Here is a 15,890-nt window from a genome sequence, read left to right as displayed (position 1 = left end):
CGCGATGAGCACGCAACATTTGAAGGACGCGCCGCACGCGGCCGCGCGCGGGCGGCGCGACGGCCTCGACATGACGTGGCTCGATTCGCTGCGGCTCGGCCCGCGCGCGGCGCGGATCGCGCGCGGCTGGGCCGGGCGGTCGCGGCCGGATGTGCGTTTCGTCGACGTGCACGCCGCGACGATCCGCGCGCGCGTGGCCGGCACGCGCGCGAGCGGACGGCCGACGATCGTGCTCGTCTGCGATCCGCCGAGCGTCGTCGAGCACTTCGACACGTTGATCTCGCTCGTCGCGCCGCATGCGCGCGTCGTCTGCTTCGAGCCGCCGGGCTTCGGCTTCTCCGTGCCGAAACGGCATTTCACGTTTTCGTTCGACGACTACCGCGCCGCGATCGAGGCGATGCTCGCGAACCTGAACGAAGGGCCTTATCTGCTCGCGTTCTCGTGCGTATGGGCGCATATCGCGCTGCAGATCGCGGCCGCGCAGCCGGCGCTCGTCAGCAGGCTGCTGCTCTGGCAAAGCCCCGCGTGGGACGAACAGGTGGCGTGGGCGCGGCATGTGGACGCGCGCAACCTGCTCGCGACGCCGTTCGTCGGGCAATGCGCGTGCGCGTTCGCCGCGCGCAAGATCGGCGCGGGCTGGTTCCGGCAAGCGATGGCGAAAGGCCGCTATCGGGAATTCACGCCGATGCTCGATACGTCGTTCGACCACGGCGCGTTCTGTTGCCTCGCGTCGCTGTGGCAGCGCTTTTACAGCGGCACGCCGCGCGCGGTGCAGGTGACGCAGCCGACGCTGCTCACGTGGGGCGCGGCGGACCGCACGCATCGGCATAGCGACAAGTGGTCGATCGCGCGGCAGGTGCCGCATGCGGTCCGGCATCCGGGCTTCGATCAGGCGGGGCATTCGCCGGAGCTGGAGGAGAGTTCAGCGTTCTCGCAATTGCTGCTGAGCTGGCTGGACGCGAAAGATCCGCGTTGAGCGCACGCAGGGGCGGGCGTGCCCGCGCGCGCTCGTGTCGAGGCGTTCGATCGACTGCGGGGGCAGACGGTCGGGCGCGCTCGCGCATGTCCATCGACTGGGCGAACGCATGCGCCTTCCTTGCCTCGTATCGAAACGCGCACGTCGGCGCGCGGCATGGCCATGCCGATGCGCTTGTCATGTGCCCCACCGATTTCGATGAATGCTGGCATGATACGCACGACGCGATGAACGCGGCGTTCGTCGCTCGACGAACGGCCAGTGCCAGCATGTCGACCTTCCGGCACGTGACCGAAGCGTTCTCACAGCCGGGCTCATATCGCGACGCACGCCGCCGTTGCTGCGATCGCACCGCCGATGCCGCTGCAATGACCGCGCGCTCGTCTCGCGCGCCGGTCATTGTCGAACGCATGGCCGCAGCATCGTTTTGGGCAGTCGAATTGTTTTCCGAATGACGGAGATGAAACCTTGAGCGATGTGATTGCCACCAAAGACCGCGTGCGCATCAAGCAGGTCGAAGTGCTGTCCGACAACTGGTACGTGCTGCGCAAGACGACGTTCGAATTCCTGCGGCGCGACGGCACCTGGCAGAGCCAGTCGCGCGAAACCTACGACCGCGGCAACGGCGCGACGATCCTGCTGTACAGCCGCGCGAAAAAAACGGTGATCCTGACGCGGCAGTTCCGCCTTCCCGCGTTCGTCAACGAGCACGACGGCATGCTGATCGAGACCTGCGCGGGGCTTCTGGACCGCGACGATCCGCTCACCTGCATCCGCAAGGAAACCGAAGAGGAAACCGGCTACCGGATCGAGCACGTGCGGAAGATCTTCGAAGCGTTCATGAGCCCGGGCTCCGTGACCGAGCGGCTGTATTTCTTCGTCGGCGAGTACTTCGACAAGGATCGCGTGGGCGAAGGCGGCGGCGTCGAAGCGGATGGCGAGGAGATCGAAGTGCTCGAGCTGCCGCTCGACGAAGCGCTCGCGATGGTCGATTCAGGCGAGATCGCCGACGGCAAGACGATCATGCTGCTCCAGTACGCGAAGCTGCATGGCCTTGTCGATTGACGCGGCGCGTGCGCGAGCGGCGCGGATGACGGGGCTCGCCTCGCCGATCGCGCGGCTCCGGCTCGGCGCGCCGTCCGAAAGGATCGGAATGCCGTCGATGTGCGCCACATCGATTGCGTATCCCGTTTCGATGCCGCCGATCATGTTAGGGTTGAGCGCGTTCGCTTCCGTACGGCATCAAGACGCTTCGAAAGGCGTTTTCGCCAAGTGACTGCGCTCACCCTGTTGTTCGATCTGGACGGCACGCTCGTCGACACCGACGCGCTGCATCTGAATGCGTATAACGCGCTGCTTGCACGATGGAATCGGTCGATCGATATCGATTACTACAAGACGCACGTGATGGGGTTTTCCGACGATCTGATCTTCGGCAGGCTGTTTCCGGGGATGCCGGCGGCGCAATATACCGAACTGGCGGCGGAGAAGGAGCGGATGTTTCGCGCGCAGTTGGGCGCGAAGCTGACGCCGACGGCGGGGACGGCGGATCTTCTCGGGTATGCGGAGCGGGTGGGCGCGAAGACCGCGGTGGTGACGAATGCGCCGCGCGAGAACGCGACGATGATGTTGAAGGCGCTGGCACTCGAGGAGCGGTTCGAGACGCTCGTGATCGGCGGCGAGCTGGAGCACGGGAAGCCGCATCCGTTGCCTTATTTGACCGCGCTCGAATGGCTCGGCGCGAAAGCGCAGGACGCGGTGGCGTTCGAGGATTCGGCATCGGGGGTGCGGTCCGCCAGTTCGGCCGGAATCTTTACGTTCGGGATGTTGACGGCGTTGGGCGAGGAGCGGTTGAGGGAAGCGGGGGCGAAGGCGGTGATCAGGGATTTTGGGGATCGGGAGCTGTGGGAATTGCTGGAGTGTGCCCCAAGCCGATAGATTGACTGGACGGGAAGAACCCGCCTGTAATTCCGCGCGCAAGGCAGTTAAAAGGCGTTAGCTGGGGCCTGTCAGAGATTTCGTGTTTTGAGGCATAACATGACGCCACTCAGGAGCGTATATGCCACGCAAACCGAGCCTGTCAGATTTTTAGTGTGCTGAGGTCATGAGACGATAACGGAACTAACGTCCTATGACCGATGCAACAGTGAGCAAGAAGAGCAAGAATCCGAAGGCACCAAAGCTGTTTCCCGATGAGCTGATCGATCAGTTGCTTGCCCAGGTTCAGGGCAAGGATGCCGAGTCGATCCTGGGCGAATCGGGGCTGGCCGGCCAGCTCAAGAAGCAACTGGCCGAGCGCATGCTCGCGGCCGAGTTGAGCCACCATCTGGCAGCCGAGACCGAGCAAGGCAGGGCCGGTAACCACCGCAACGGCACCAGCGCCAAGACGGTCCTGACGCCCAACGGCGAACTGAAGCTGGATATTCCGCGCGATCGACAGGCGACGTTTGAGCCGCAGTTGGTTGGCAAGTACCAACGCCGGCTGCCAGGCTTCGACGACCACGTGATCAGCATGTATGCGCGCGGCATGAGCGTTCGCGAGATTCAGGGCCATCTGCTGGAACTGTACGGGTTGCAGGTGTCGCCCGACCTGATTTCGACGGTCACCGACGAGGTGCTGGCCGACGTCGAACAGTGGCAGCAGCGCCCGCTCGAGGCCATGTATCCGATTGTGTACTTCGACGCGCTGCGGCTGAAGATCCGCGACGAAGGCACGGTCAAGAACAAGGCGGTCTATCTGGCGCTGGGCATCCGCGCCGAGGGCCGCAAGGAAGTACTGGGTTTGTGGATCGAGCAAACCGAAGGCGCCAAGTTCTGGCTGAAGGTCTTCAACGAGCTGAAGAACCGCGGCTTGCACGACATCCTGATCGCGGTGGTCGATGGGTTGCGCGGCTTCCCCGAAGCGATCGAGGCGGTCTATCCGGCCGCCCAAATCCAGACCTGCATCGTGCATCTGATCCGCAATTCGCTGAATCTGGCGAGCTGGAAGGATCGCAAGCCGCTGGCTGCCGCGATCAAGCCGATCTACCAGGCCGCCACGGCCGAGGCGGCGGCAGCGGCGCTCGACGCCTTTGCGCAGAGCGAGTGGGGCCGCAAATTCCCTACCGTCGCGGCCATGTGGCAGCGCCAATGGGAACAGGTGATTCCCTTCTTTGCCTATCCGCCGGAGGTGCGTCGAATCGTATATACGACAAACGCTATCGAGAGCATGCACATGCAGTTGCGCAAGATCGTCAAGAACCGCGGCCACTTCCCGAGCGACGAAGCCGCCAGCAAACTGCTGTATCTGGCCTTGCGCAACATCGAAAAGGATTGGAAGATGCCGCCTATCACTTGGCGGCAAGCAGTTAATCAGTTCGCCATTCTGTTCGGCGAGCGATTCACCTCCGCCATCAACTGAGACCTTTAACCGGCCTCAGCACACGAAATTCCTGACACGTCCCGCAAACCGAAGTCTCCTCCGCCGGCTCTGCCGGCGATCCCGCCCGAACTGCTCGAGCAGTTCGGTATCGGCCAATATCGCCGAGGCCATCAACGCCACCTCGGTGGCGTTCAAGAATGCGCTGATCGAGCGAGCTTTGCGCGCTGAGCTCAGCCACCATCTCGGCTACCCGCCAGGCGCTGCCAAGTCCGCCCGGTAATGCTCCCGAATTCATCAGCTCGGTCACCGACGAAGTCATGGCCGAAGTGACGGCGTGGCAATCCCGTCCGCTCGAACCGATGTATCCGGTGGTTTTTTTCGACGCGCTGCGCGCAAGATCCGCGAGGACGCCGTGGTGCACAACAAGGCGATCTATCTGGCGCTGGGCATTCTGCCCGACGGCACACGCGACATCCTCGACTTGTGGATCGAGGGCACTGAGGGCGCCAAGTTCTAGATGAAGGTGTTCAACGACCTGAAAACACGCGGCGTCGGCGACATCCTGAAAGCGGCCATGAACCAGTTCGACATCCTCTACGAAGATCGTTTTATCAAGCCCTCCGTCTGAATGACGGAATCGTCTCGAACACGAAAATCCTGACAGGCCCGAATTTCACCGATGAAAAACTCTGCGCTCTCATAAAGTCAGCCACACACATATAAAATCAAATACTCACTTTACGATCAAGCAATTTCATTCATCACACCCCCTTCATATTCTTAATCAGCGCACCGATCTCCTTCCTGACTTCCGAACCTACGTTGTCGGTCTGGTGAAATAAACTCCAATCAAATTCCAGCCCTTCGCCTTTGGTCTTTTCAAGACAGGATTTCTTCTCTTCGGCGCACGGGCTGAGTATGCTATACAAACCTTGAATCTCGCTCGGCTTGATATCGTGCTGTTTTATAAAGTCAATGATCGCGTCCTCGGAATGCGATTTCTTACCAGCGCTTGCAAAAACATAATAATGATCCTGCCATTTTAGAACCCCCGAATTCCTTCCCCAACTTGTCGCCGGCCGAACGACCGTGACGTCGGACGGAGTGGGCAGATTGCCTGTATATGCCCAGATCGCATTGAAAGACAACCGATTGTTCGGATCGAACAAAGGAACTCTATCGAGTCCGAGAGGATCCGCCCACGATATGCTGTTGACGCAATAGCGGTACAAGTTCTCTCCACCGCTCAGACGGATAGGGTCTTCGCTGACGAACTGGCCGATCCGTGCATCGTAGTAACGATGTCGGTTGTAACTCATGCCCGTCTCGGCATCGAAGTACTGCCCTTGCAATCGAAGCGGCTGCGGCATCGCCTGAATGCCAAATTGCTCGATGCCTCCATTGGCGTCGTAGCTCGCCTCCCAAGCCACGTTTCCCTCCACATCGAGCATTCGCACCGGCGCGCCGTTCGGATCGCTTTGGTAAAAGTAAGTTGCATCCGCCTTCGAAGGCGAGCCAACCGTCGCCCTCGCGAGCTCGCGCTTCTCGCCGGCATAGCAGTGCACGACTCCGAGCGGGTGAAATGTTCGCGGGTAATAGAACCACTCACATACGTGATCGGGTTGTAACGTCAGCCAGTTGCCGTTCTTCGAGCCGGCTGGAGACGGCGGCGCGAGCGATGTTGCGTCCCGCTCGTCTTCCTCTGCGCGGCCCGCGCGCCCCACCCAGCCGCCTGTCGTACGCTCTCCCACGAGCGCATCGCCATCCCAGAAGAAGCAACTGACGTACGAGAACACCGAATCCGGCTCGCCTTCCGATTCGATTTGCACCAGCTTGCGTGTTCGCCGCCGCAATGCATCGTATTCGTACTGTGTGCGAGTACGCTTCCGAGCGGACGCCACATCAGCCGTTGCCGGACGCAATGCTATCGTCTCGCGCAGTTGGCCCGCCGGATCCCAGCGCAAGGCCAGATTCTGCTCGGCATCTCGACGGTGAACCATATTGCCCGCACGGTCGAACGCACAGTAGCAACCTTCATATTCGCCGTCGCGAATCCAGTTCGCGGCTTTTTCCGCGTCGGTAAGGGCCGCCGCGTCATATCCGGAAACACGTGTTCGCAACAGATCCCCAGCCAAATCATAGGCGAGCCGGCGCACGATGCCGCGAGCGCCGAGGTGCGAAACCACGCGTCCCACGGAATCATATTCGAAGCGCTCCATGCGCCCGCGCTCATCGCGCTTTTCGATCACCTCGCCGTTCGGGTCGTATGCATACTCGCTTGCGAACATCGTGCCGGTTGATGCAAACAGCGTCTGAACGGCAAGCTGCCCGCCCGCCTCGTATGAAAACGCTCGTCTCAGCGCAGGGCCCAGTCGCTCTGAGACGGCCTGGCCAAGATCATCGCGTTCTATGACGACCGCCGCCGAGCCGTCTATCCGAATCGAAACCACGGCGTTCAAGACGTCATACTCATAGTGAACGACATGTTCGATGAGCGCGCCTTCCGATAGAAGCCTGGTCCGACGCTCGATGCGATTGCCGGCCGCATCGAAGACGTTGTTGATCGTAAAGTCGTCGCCTTGTTTTTCTTCAATCACTCGTCCATCCGCATCATGGCAAAACTCGACCCGGCTATCGTCGTTCTCGGCGAGTATCAGATTGCCACACTGGTCATAGGTGAAGCGATGGACCTGGACAAATGCGTCATCCGCAGAGGCCCGCGCAAGCTTCTCCACGATCCGGCCGCATCGATCGTACTGATACTCGACCACCCGCCCGAGCGGATCGGTGCTACACAGCAATTCGCCTGAGCCACCGTATCGATAGTGCCATGTCTGCCCCCAATAGTCCGACTCGGACACGATCCGGCCTAGCGGGTCGCGTTTAAGCGCATACTGCTCGCCACGTTCGTTGACGACGCCGACCAGTTGCCCCTCCGTATCGTAACGGCAATCGACAATGCCGCCGCTCGGCGCGATTCTGCGTTCCACCAACCCGATCGGCGAATACGCCAACGTTGTCGATTGGCCGGCGGCGTCGCGATAATGAACCAGGTTTCCGTCGTCATCGAACTCGCAACGAATCTCTTTCCCACCAGGCAAGACCGCTCTCGTCAAATTGCCGTTGCCGTCATATTCGTAAAGCCCTACCTGCCCGCGCGGGTCGGCCATCCAAACGACTCTTCCACGCGCGTCGCGCACATATCGCGTACGATTCCCCAAGGCATCTGTAACGGTCGCCAGATTTCCGTCGCGATCGTACTCGAATCGCGTGATCGCACCACGCGATCCGCTGTACGAAACGAGTTGCCCGTATGCGTCGTACACGTATCTCGAAACAGCCCGGGAAGACGTAGTGCGTGAGCGCAAATGACCGTGCTCGTCCCACTCGTAGCGCAGTTGCCGCGCGGTAGGCATCGTGATACAAACGGGCCGGCCGTCGGCGTCATACTCCGCGCGCACTACACTGCCATCCGGCAACGTCTGCGCAACCAAACTGCCGTACGCGTCGTATTCCCACGCCGTCGTCCGCCCCGCCGTATCAATCACCGCACTCGCACGCCCCTGCGTGTCATACCGATACCCGGTCACGCCGCCTAGCGAATCGATTTCCGCAACAGGCATCCCGCGCTCGTTCATCTGCGTGATCGTCGTATGCCCGAGCGAATTGGTGACGCGCGTTTCCATCCGCGCGCGATCGTAGACGAAACGATAGTCGAACAGCCCGTTATCGCCCCACGCATGATCGACGCGCCACACGCCGTCGTCGCCCTGCTGGTAGCTGTAGCGGAACGACACGCCGCGCGCACTCGTGTGGCTCACCATCCGATGCCCGGCCGCATATTCGAAATGATGCGGATGCGCCATCGCGTCGATCGCCGCCGCCAGATTGCGCTCGCGGTCATGCTCGTAGCTCACGAGCGGATGCGCGTTTCCGCCTGCGTCGATCAGCGTCAGCGATGTCAACAGCCCGGCGTGCAGCCCGCTGCCCGTGCCGCACTCGACCACGCGCTCGGTCCGCCCGTCGCGCTTCCATTCGACGAGACGCACGAGCCCGCCATACACGTCACGCTCGAACACCCACGCGTTGCCGTTGAGATCGGCCATGCGGCCGATCGGCAGCGTGAGTCGCGAATCGTCGCCATCGAGCGCCGCGACGGCATTTCGCCAACGGGAAGGCAGCACGAATCCGTATTCGATGCCCTCGCGCGTGCGCAGCACCATCCGCCCATCGTCGCGATACAGCGCGTGCCCATGCTGCCAGTCATACGTGCGCGCCGGCCAACCATCGTCTGCCGGCACCATGTCGAAGGCGGTCGCATGATCGGGGAAACAAGCAGCCGCGCCGATGCCATCTTCGTTGCGCATCAGCTCGAGCCGGATATCGGCGGGCGTCTGCCAGCCGAAGCCCACCGCGCCTGCATGGCGATCGTGACTCGCGTAGTATCGATCCCACACGAGCGGCAACCGGCCGGAGACGGTGAAGTCGTTCTGCTGCACGACCACTTCGCCCGTCGTCACGTCCACCGGCTCCGCCTTCAGCACCGCGCATCGCAGGAACCCAGACTTCAGATGCAGCTTGTCCGCGAGCTTCTTCGCCCACTTCGATCCCTGAAACGCCTTGAACATCCCCTTCGCGGCCGCCGCCATGTTCATCACGGGCGGCCCACCGACGAGCACCGGTCGCCCGGCGGGAATCGGCAGCATCACCGAACTCGGCATCGACACATGCGTGCGCGCCGTATGCGCGCCGTTGTGCGGCGGCGGCTCGATCCCCTCGGCCCAGCAGCTCATCGCGGGCAGCGCGAGGAACGACATCGGATCGTTGTTCGCCAGTACGGTGCGGCTGCCCATGTACGATTCGGCGTCGTCGGACGGCAGCGGATCGGGCGGCGCGAACGTTTCGCCCAGCGGGAAGTGCAAGCCCGGCACGTGAAACGAATGCGTACCCGCCGTCGCGCGCATCAGCCCGTTCACGAAAATCGGCCGGCCGGCTGCGCCCCCCATCCCGACGCCCGCGCCCACCGCGTTCGCCACGTCGCCCCTGATCGACGACACGTCGCGATTGAGCCTCAGCATCTCCGCGACCATCGGATCGCGCTCGGCCTGCTTCTTTTGGTTGTCGAGCGAATTGAGCGCATCGGTCAGTTTCTTGCTGTCGTCGGGGTGATCCTTCAGGTAGTCCTGCACCGCCTCTTCGGCGATCGTCATCGCAATGCTGCCGATCACGCCCTTCGCGGCCTCGACGTATTCGCGCAGATCGAGCATGAAGCCGACATGCGGATGCGGCAGAAACACCGGCGGCAGCCCCGGCGTGACGATTACCGAATGCACGTCGATCCCGACGACGGGGTCCATGTGCTTGACGGCCGGCAGCGCCATGTTTTTCGCTCCCCGCTCGCGCTCAGCGCCCGCCGCGCAGCGCCGCGACCTTGTCGCTCAGCTCGCTGCGCCGCCGGTCGAACGCGCCGACCTGTTTGACCATCCATTCGACGACGAGCCGCAAGTTGCTGTTGAGTCGCATCGACTCGTCGATCAACAGCCCCGCGTCGAGCGCGTTGAAGCCCGCTTCCAACGCATGCTCGCGCTCGCCCGCCTTCTCCCAGCACACCGCGCTCATCCGCCACGCCTCGACGGTCATCAGCGCGTCCCGCGCGGCCGCCATCGACGCGGCCGCGCGCTCGTAGCAGTACGCAGCCGGCGCGAACGCCTTGTGCGTCAGATGCACGCTCGCCTCGCCGAACAAGCCGTTCGCGACGAGCTTGTGTCCCGCCGGATGCCCCGCGCCGGCCACACGCTCACCGTTCTCCGTCGCCCGCCGATACGCATCGAGTGCATGCTCGTGATCGCGCCATTTCAGATACGCGGCACCCGCTATCAGGTGCACCACCACGCATTGATCGAACCACTGCTCGCGCTCGGCGATCTGCAACGCCGCTGCGCGCAATTGTTCGAGCCGCGCCGGATCGCCATCGCCGATCGTCTCGCTCAGCTCGACGAACAATCGCCTGAACTCGCCGTTCGGCCCGCGTTCGCCGGATTCCGCGAGCAGTTCGCGCGGCACGCTCGCCATCGTGTAACGCCCCTTCACGATGTGCACGGTGCCGGAATGTTGCTGTTGCAACGGCTTGAACGGTTCGGCGTCGATGCGCGGCAACACGAATCGCACGCGCGCACCGAGCCTCGGCGATGCTTCGATGACGTGGAGCCATTCGCCGAGCCAGCGCGCGAGCGCCGGGTCGTCACGAACCTGCGCGGGTTGCAATGCGAACACCATTGCCGGGAAGATGTCCGGATGGTGCCGCATCAAGCTGTCGGCGACGCTCAGGAAGCGCAGAACCGAATGTCCGCCGTCATCGCGCGGCGGTTGCCAATCCGCACGCAGCCCGTGCGCGTTCGACGCCTCGCGCCGGCTGTCGTAAAACCGGATGAGCTCGTCCGTCAGCGCCGGCGCGTAATGCGCGCCGTCGACGAATTCCGAACGCATGACGCGCACCGCGCTCGACATCTCCTCCTGCGTCTGGAAATAGAGCTGCACGAGCTGCGCGTCGGCTTCGTTCGTCTGCCAGATCATCAGCCTCGCGGCCCGATCTTTCGCGAAGCGTTGCCAATCCGTGTGCGCATCCATGAACCTGCGCTCCACGGGATTCGTGGGTTGCCAGTTCTGCATGATCCTCGCGCCCCGTCAGGGGTTCAGTTTCAGTATCGTGCCTTCCACCGTGTGCTCGCCCGTCGCCGACGACGTCACCGTCTTGCCGCGCACGCTATGGCTTCCGCTGGCGCTCGATTCCACCGTGACGCCGTTGATCAAGATCGTGCCGTCCTTCTTCAGCGTGATGCTCGCGTGGCCGCAAACGAGTGCGATTTCATCGCCAGCGCCGACATGCACGTTGTTCCTCACACTCATCGTATGGCTTGCGCCAACGTTCACCGATTGCGAATCACCGACATTGAGCACGTGCGCGTTCTTGATCGTCGACGTTCGCGAGCCGATCTCCTCGGCGTGATGTTGGACGACGGCGGTCTTCATGCTTTTCGAATTCGTCTGGTAGTGCTGGGTGACGTTCAGCGTCTTGCCCTGCCCGATCGTTTCGGTCTTGTCTTTCGCGACCGTCTCCACGTGATTGCCGCCGATCGTCGCCTCGCGATTCGCGCCGATCGTCACGGCCTCGTTCTGTCCGACCTGCCGCGTGCGATTGCCCGCGACGCCATGCGTCTCGTTCCCGCCGATCTGCGCGACGCGATGTTTCCCGATGTTCACCGTCTCGTTCTGCCCGACGCTCCGCTGCCGGTCGTTCGCGACGCTCATCGTCTCGTTGTTGCCGACCGAATGCGAGTGATCGTGGCCCACCGACAGCGTGTGGTCCTGCTCGGTTTCCGCGTCGAAGTTGCGTTCCGCGTGCATCCACAGTTGCTCCGCGCCCTTCTTGTCCTCGAAGCGAAACGCGTTCGAATGCTCGGTCGTGCCGCCCGGCGACGAGCGCGACAGCAGCCCGCTTTGCGTCGCGCTGCCGGGCAACCCCCAAGGCGGCATCTTCTCGCCGTTGTACACGCGCCCCGTCACGATCGGCTGATCCGGATCGCCATTCAGAAAATCGACCACCACTTCATCGCCGATGCGCGGGATCTGCACGCCGCCGAAGCCGCCGCCCGCCCACGGGCTCGACACGCGCACCCAGCACGATGAGTTCTGGTCGCTCTGCCCGTAGCGGTCCCAGCGAAATTGCAGCTTCACGCGCCCGTACTGGTCCGTCCAGATTTCTTCTCCCACCGGGCCGACGACGGTCGCCGTCTGCGGGCCGTTCGTGCGCGGCCGCGGCGTTGCGCGCGGCGAGCGATACGGCAGGCTCGAAGGCTGCACGAGCACCTGCGATTCGTGCACGACCGCTTCGTTTCCGCTGTCGGTCGCGTACGCGTTCTCCTGAAACCGATACTGGCAGCGCACGATCAGGTATTCGCGGTTCTGGTCGGCGCGCGGGCAGTGTTCGAGCGTGAACAGATAGCCGGGTGCGATGCCGCGCACGTCGGTGCGCGCGAGCGCGCGTTCGTGCTCCGCTTGCTGCTCTTCGAGCCGCACGCGGCTGTAATGCGCGCCCGGTTCATCGTCGCGATAGCCGCCGGGCCATTCGAACGACGCGAAGCCGTCATGGTCGTGGCCGCGCGGATCGATCTTCTGCGCGGACAGATCCGCGCGCGGCTTCGTGTAGTCGTAGTCGCTCGTCTCGTGCTTGCCGATGCTCACTTCCTGCGCGGGCAGCCAGCTGTCGATGTGCTCTTCGTCGGCGATCGCGGTGCGGTCGCGCGCAATGAACGGAATGTGCTCGTAGCCCGGCAGCGCGACGTGCGACGCCATCGCGTCGCACAGCATCAGCGTGTGCGTTTGCGCGGCGTGCTTGAAGTAGTAGTAGATCCCTTCGAACTCCATCAGCCGCGACACGAACGCCGCGTCGGTCTCGTTGTACTGCACGCAGTAGTCGCGCGGCGCGTACGTGTCGGTCAGATGGTTTTCGATCGGAAAGCCGTACGTGACGAGCACGTCCTGCACGATCTCCGGCACCGTCTTGTTCTGGAAGATCCGGCAATCGGAGCGGCGCGTCGCGAGCCACAGCCACGGCCGCACGATCAGTTGATAGCCGTAATGCCGCTGCGCGCGCCGCCCGACCAGCGCGGCGCGCGCGACGATCCCGTTCAGATGGCGCTCCGATTCGTCCTGCTGCCGGATGCGCACCGTCACCGGCTTGCCGAGCAGTTCCTTCAGCGACAGGCTGTGATTGTCGGCGAGCGCTTCGATCCGGAAGTCGAACATCCGCCCGAGCGCTTCCTCGCCGTAGAGGCGATGGAACTTCAGGTCGTCGCCGTGCAGGCTGTCGAGTGTGAACACACGGGTCACGTCGCACCCTCCTCTTCGAATCGATAAACGAACTGGCCGTCTTCGGCGCTCACGTCGATCGCCCGCAGCGCGCGCCCCTCGATCGTCGCGCGCAGGATCTCCTGGCTGATGCGCGGCAGCACCGTGTGCGTGAGAATCGCGTCGACCATCCGGCCGCCGGATTCGATCGTCCGGCAGCGCTCGACGATCAGCGCGGTCGCCGAATCCTCGCAGCGCAGCGCGATGCCGTGGTGCGATTCGATTCGGCGCTCGATGCGCGCGAGCTGCAACGCGACGATCCGCGCGAGCATCTCGTCGGTGAGCGGGTAGTACGGCACGACGCTCAGGCGTCCCAACAACGCGGCGGGGAACACTTCGCGCAGCGGCGCGCGCAGCGCATCGGTCAAGGTCTGCGCATCGGGCAGGCGCTGCGGGTCGCGGCACAGCTGCATCACGCGCTCGGAACCGACGTTCGACGTGAGGAGGATCACCGTGTTGCGAAAGTCGATGTAGCGCCCTTCGCCGTCTTCCATCCAGCCCTTGTCGAACACCTGAAAGAAGATCTCGTGCACGTCGCGGTGCGCCTTCTCGATTTCGTCGAGCAGCACGACGCTGTACGGCCGCCGCCGCACCGCCTCGGTCAGCACGCCGCCCTGTCCGTAGCCGACGTAGCCGGGCGGCGCGCCCTTGAGCGTCGATACGGTATGCGCCTCCTGGAACTCGCTCATGTTGATCGTGATCGCGTTGTGCTCGCCGCCGTACAGCGTCTCGGCGAGCGCGAGCGCCGTCTCGGTCTTGCCGACGCCGGACGGCCCGCACAGCAGGAACACGCCGTGCGGCTTGGCCGGATCGTCGAGCCGCGCGCGCGCGGTCTGGATGCGCTCGGCGATCAGCTCGACCGCGTGCCGCTGGCCGACCACACGCTCGGCGAGCGTGTCGGCGAGCTTCAGCACCGATTGCATCTCGTCACGCACCATCCGGCCGAGCGGGATGCCGGTCCAGTCGGACACGACGGCGGCCACCGCGTGCGTGTCGACCGCGGGCAGCACGAGCGGCGTCTCGCCCTGCAACTCGGCGAGCGCGCGCAGCGCAGCCGAGAGCTTCGCCTGCACGTCCGCGCGCGCCGTCTCATCGAGCGCGCGCGAAGGATCGTCGGCCAGCAGCGAGGCCCGCCAGTCGACGATCTGGCCGAGCGCGTCGCGCTCCGCCTGCCAGCGCGCGTCGAGCGCATCGAGCGCGGCCTGTTCGCTCGCGATCGACGCATCGATCGCATCGAGCCGCGGCGCATCGCCCGCGCCGAGCGCGCACTCGCGCGCGATCAGTTCGCGCTCGACGCGCAGGCTGTCGATCCGCCGCCGCGCATCCTCGATCGGCGCGGGCACCGCGTGCTGGCTGACCGCGACGCGCGCGCACGCGGTGTCGAGCAGGCTGATCGCCTTGTCGGGCAATTGCCGCGCCGGAATGTAGCGATGCGACAGCGTGACGGCCGCCTGCAACGCATCGTCGAGCACGAGCACGCGGTGGTGCGCCTCCAGCTTCGCGGCGAGTCCGCGCAGCATCGTCAGCGCCGCGCCCTCCTCCGGCTCGCGCACCTGCACGAGCTGGAAGCGCCGCGTGAGCGCCGGGTCCTTCTCGATGTACTGCTTGTACTCGGACCACGTCGTCGCGCCGATCGTGCGCAGCAGGCCGCGCGCGAGCGCGGGCTTCAAGAGGTTCGCCGCGTCGCCCGTGCCCGCCGCGCCGCCCGCGCCGACGAGCGTATGCACCTCGTCGACGAACAGAATGACGGGCCGCTCGCTCGATGTCGCCTCGTCGATCACGCCGCGCAGGCGGCTCTCGAATTCGCCCTTCACGCTCGCGCCCGCTTGCAGCAGGCCGATGTCGAGCAGATACAGTTCGACGTCGCGCAGCGGCGGCGGCACGTCGCCCGCGACGATGCGCAGCGCGAAGCCTTCTGCGACCGCGGTCTTGCCGACGCCCGCCTCGCCGACGAGCAGCGGATTGTTCTGCCGGCGGCGCAGCAGGATGTCGACGATCTGACGAATCTCGCCGTCGCGGCCCACCACCGGATCGATCTCACCCGCGCGCGCCCGCGCGGTCAGATCGACCGCGTAGCGCGCGAGCGCCGAGCCTTCCCGCGCGGCGGGCGATGCGCCGCCCCCCGCGCCCGCCGATGCGCGCGCCGCCGGCGGCGGCGCTTCCGGCGAGCCTTCGACGATCCGCTCGAGTTCGTCGGCGAACACGTCCGGCACGATCCGCTCGAAGTCGCGCGCGATCGCATACAGCACGTTGCGCAGTTGCGCCGTCTTCACGATCGCGAGCAGCAGCACCGCGCCGCGGATCTGCGTCGCGTCGTATTTGAGCGTCGCGTAGACCCACGCGCGCTCGACCGCGTCGTCGATGTGCGCGGACAGATCGGACACGGAGCCCGCGCCGCGCGGCAACCGGTCGAGCGCCGAGACGATCCCGCGATCGATCGCGGCCGCTTCGATGTCGAAGCGGCGCAGGACCCGGTGCACGTCGCTGTCCGGGCGCTGGAGCATCTGGTTCAGCCAGTGCGCGAGCTCGACGTACGGATTGCCGCGCAGCCGGCAGAAGCCCGTCGCCTGCTCCAATGTCTCGTAGAGAAAAGCGTTCAGCTTTCCGAACAAGGTCACTCGGCCGATATCGGACATGGCGATTCCC

General features: G+C 64.3%; 9 protein-coding genes and 1 pseudogene. 6 read left to right on the top strand and 4 right to left on the bottom strand.

Features of this window, described 5'->3' with window-relative positions; all coding sequences use genetic code 11:
* The first annotated feature begins 4 nt into the window (after positions 1-4).
* The 6 genes and pseudogenes from BTH_RS01425 to BTH_RS29390 form a co-directional block, all read left to right on the top strand.
* Positions 5-976, top strand: coding sequence for an alpha/beta fold hydrolase (locus BTH_RS01425; RefSeq protein ID WP_009895062.1), 972 nt, complete (start codon positions 5-7; stop codon positions 974-976).
* 86 nt (positions 977-1,062) lie between these two features.
* Positions 1,063-1,431, top strand: a complete 369-nt coding sequence (locus tag BTH_RS01420) for a hypothetical protein (RefSeq protein WP_009895060.1) — start codon at positions 1,063-1,065, stop codon at positions 1,429-1,431.
* 13 nt (positions 1,432-1,444) lie between these two features.
* Positions 1,445-2,041, top strand: a complete 597-nt coding sequence (nudK, locus tag BTH_RS01415) for a GDP-mannose pyrophosphatase NudK (protein WP_004540486.1) — start codon at positions 1,445-1,447, stop codon at positions 2,039-2,041.
* A gap of 207 nt (positions 2,042-2,248) precedes the next feature.
* Complete coding sequence (locus tag BTH_RS01405) at positions 2,249-2,914, top strand: HAD family hydrolase (protein ID WP_009895046.1); 666 nt, start codon at positions 2,249-2,251, stop codon at positions 2,912-2,914.
* A 193-nt stretch (positions 2,915-3,107) separates the two neighbouring features.
* The gene (locus BTH_RS01400; RefSeq protein WP_011400855.1) at positions 3,108-4,376 is read left to right on the top strand and encodes an IS256 family transposase; all 1,269 of its coding nucleotides are present in this window, start codon (positions 3,108-3,110) and stop codon (positions 4,374-4,376) included.
* Positions 4,377-4,403: 27 nt separating this feature from the next.
* Positions 4,404-4,851: pseudogene (locus BTH_RS29390) on the top strand (transposase); the annotation flags it as partial.
* Between the two features lie 247 nt (positions 4,852-5,098).
* Here the strand turns inward: BTH_RS29390 and BTH_RS01385 are convergent.
* The 4 genes from BTH_RS01385 to tssH are packed head-to-tail and all read right to left on the bottom strand — an operon-like array spanning position 5,099 to position 15,880.
* Positions 5,099-9,718 carry an RHS repeat-associated core domain-containing protein gene (locus BTH_RS01385; protein WP_009895037.1) on the bottom strand — a complete coding sequence of 1,540 codons (4,620 nt, stop codon included), beginning with the start codon at positions 9,716-9,718 and terminating at the stop codon, positions 5,099-5,101.
* A 22-nt stretch (positions 9,719-9,740) separates the two neighbouring features.
* Positions 9,741-11,006 carry a hypothetical protein gene (locus BTH_RS01380; protein WP_009895036.1) on the bottom strand — a complete coding sequence of 422 codons (1,266 nt, stop codon included), beginning with the start codon at positions 11,004-11,006 and terminating at the stop codon, positions 9,741-9,743.
* A 15-nt stretch (positions 11,007-11,021) separates the two neighbouring features.
* A complete protein-coding gene (locus BTH_RS01375) occupies positions 11,022-13,226 on the bottom strand; it encodes a type VI secretion system Vgr family protein (RefSeq protein WP_009895034.1) in 2,205 nt (734 codons plus the stop codon).
* Entirely contained in the window at positions 13,223-15,880 is a 2,658-nt protein-coding gene (gene tssH, locus BTH_RS01370) for a type VI secretion system ATPase TssH (protein ID WP_009895032.1), read from the bottom strand. Before tssH ends, BTH_RS01375 begins: the two co-directional genes overlap by 4 nt.
* Positions 15,881-15,890 lie beyond the last annotated feature (10 nt).

Source organism: Burkholderia thailandensis E264 (assembly GCF_000012365.1).
In the GTDB taxonomy this organism is placed as follows: Bacteria; Pseudomonadota; Gammaproteobacteria; order Burkholderiales; family Burkholderiaceae; genus Burkholderia; species Burkholderia thailandensis.
The sequence above is the reverse complement of the archived record's forward strand: the minus strand, read 5'-3'. Positions and strand labels throughout refer to the sequence as shown.

Bases quoted from the DNA above. Each gene is read 5' to 3' on its own strand.
- BTH_RS01385 (WP_009895037.1), bottom strand. From the start codon at position 9,718: ATGGCGCTGCCGGCCGTCAAGCACATGGACCCCGTCGTCGGGATCGAC.
- BTH_RS01400 (WP_011400855.1), top strand. From the start codon at position 3,108: ATGACCGATGCAACAGTGAGCAAGAAGAGCAAGAATCCGAAGGCACCA.
- BTH_RS01425 (WP_009895062.1), top strand. From the start codon at position 5: ATGAGCACGCAACATTTGAAGGACGCGCCGCACGCGGCCGCGCGCGGG.
- tssH (WP_009895032.1), bottom strand. From the start codon at position 15,880: ATGTCCGATATCGGCCGAGTGACCTTGTTCGGAAAGCTGAACGCTTTT.
- BTH_RS01380 (WP_009895036.1), bottom strand. From the start codon at position 11,006: ATGCAGAACTGGCAACCCACGAATCCCGTGGAGCGCAGGTTCATGGAT.
- BTH_RS01420 (WP_009895060.1), top strand. From the start codon at position 1,063: ATGTCCATCGACTGGGCGAACGCATGCGCCTTCCTTGCCTCGTATCGA.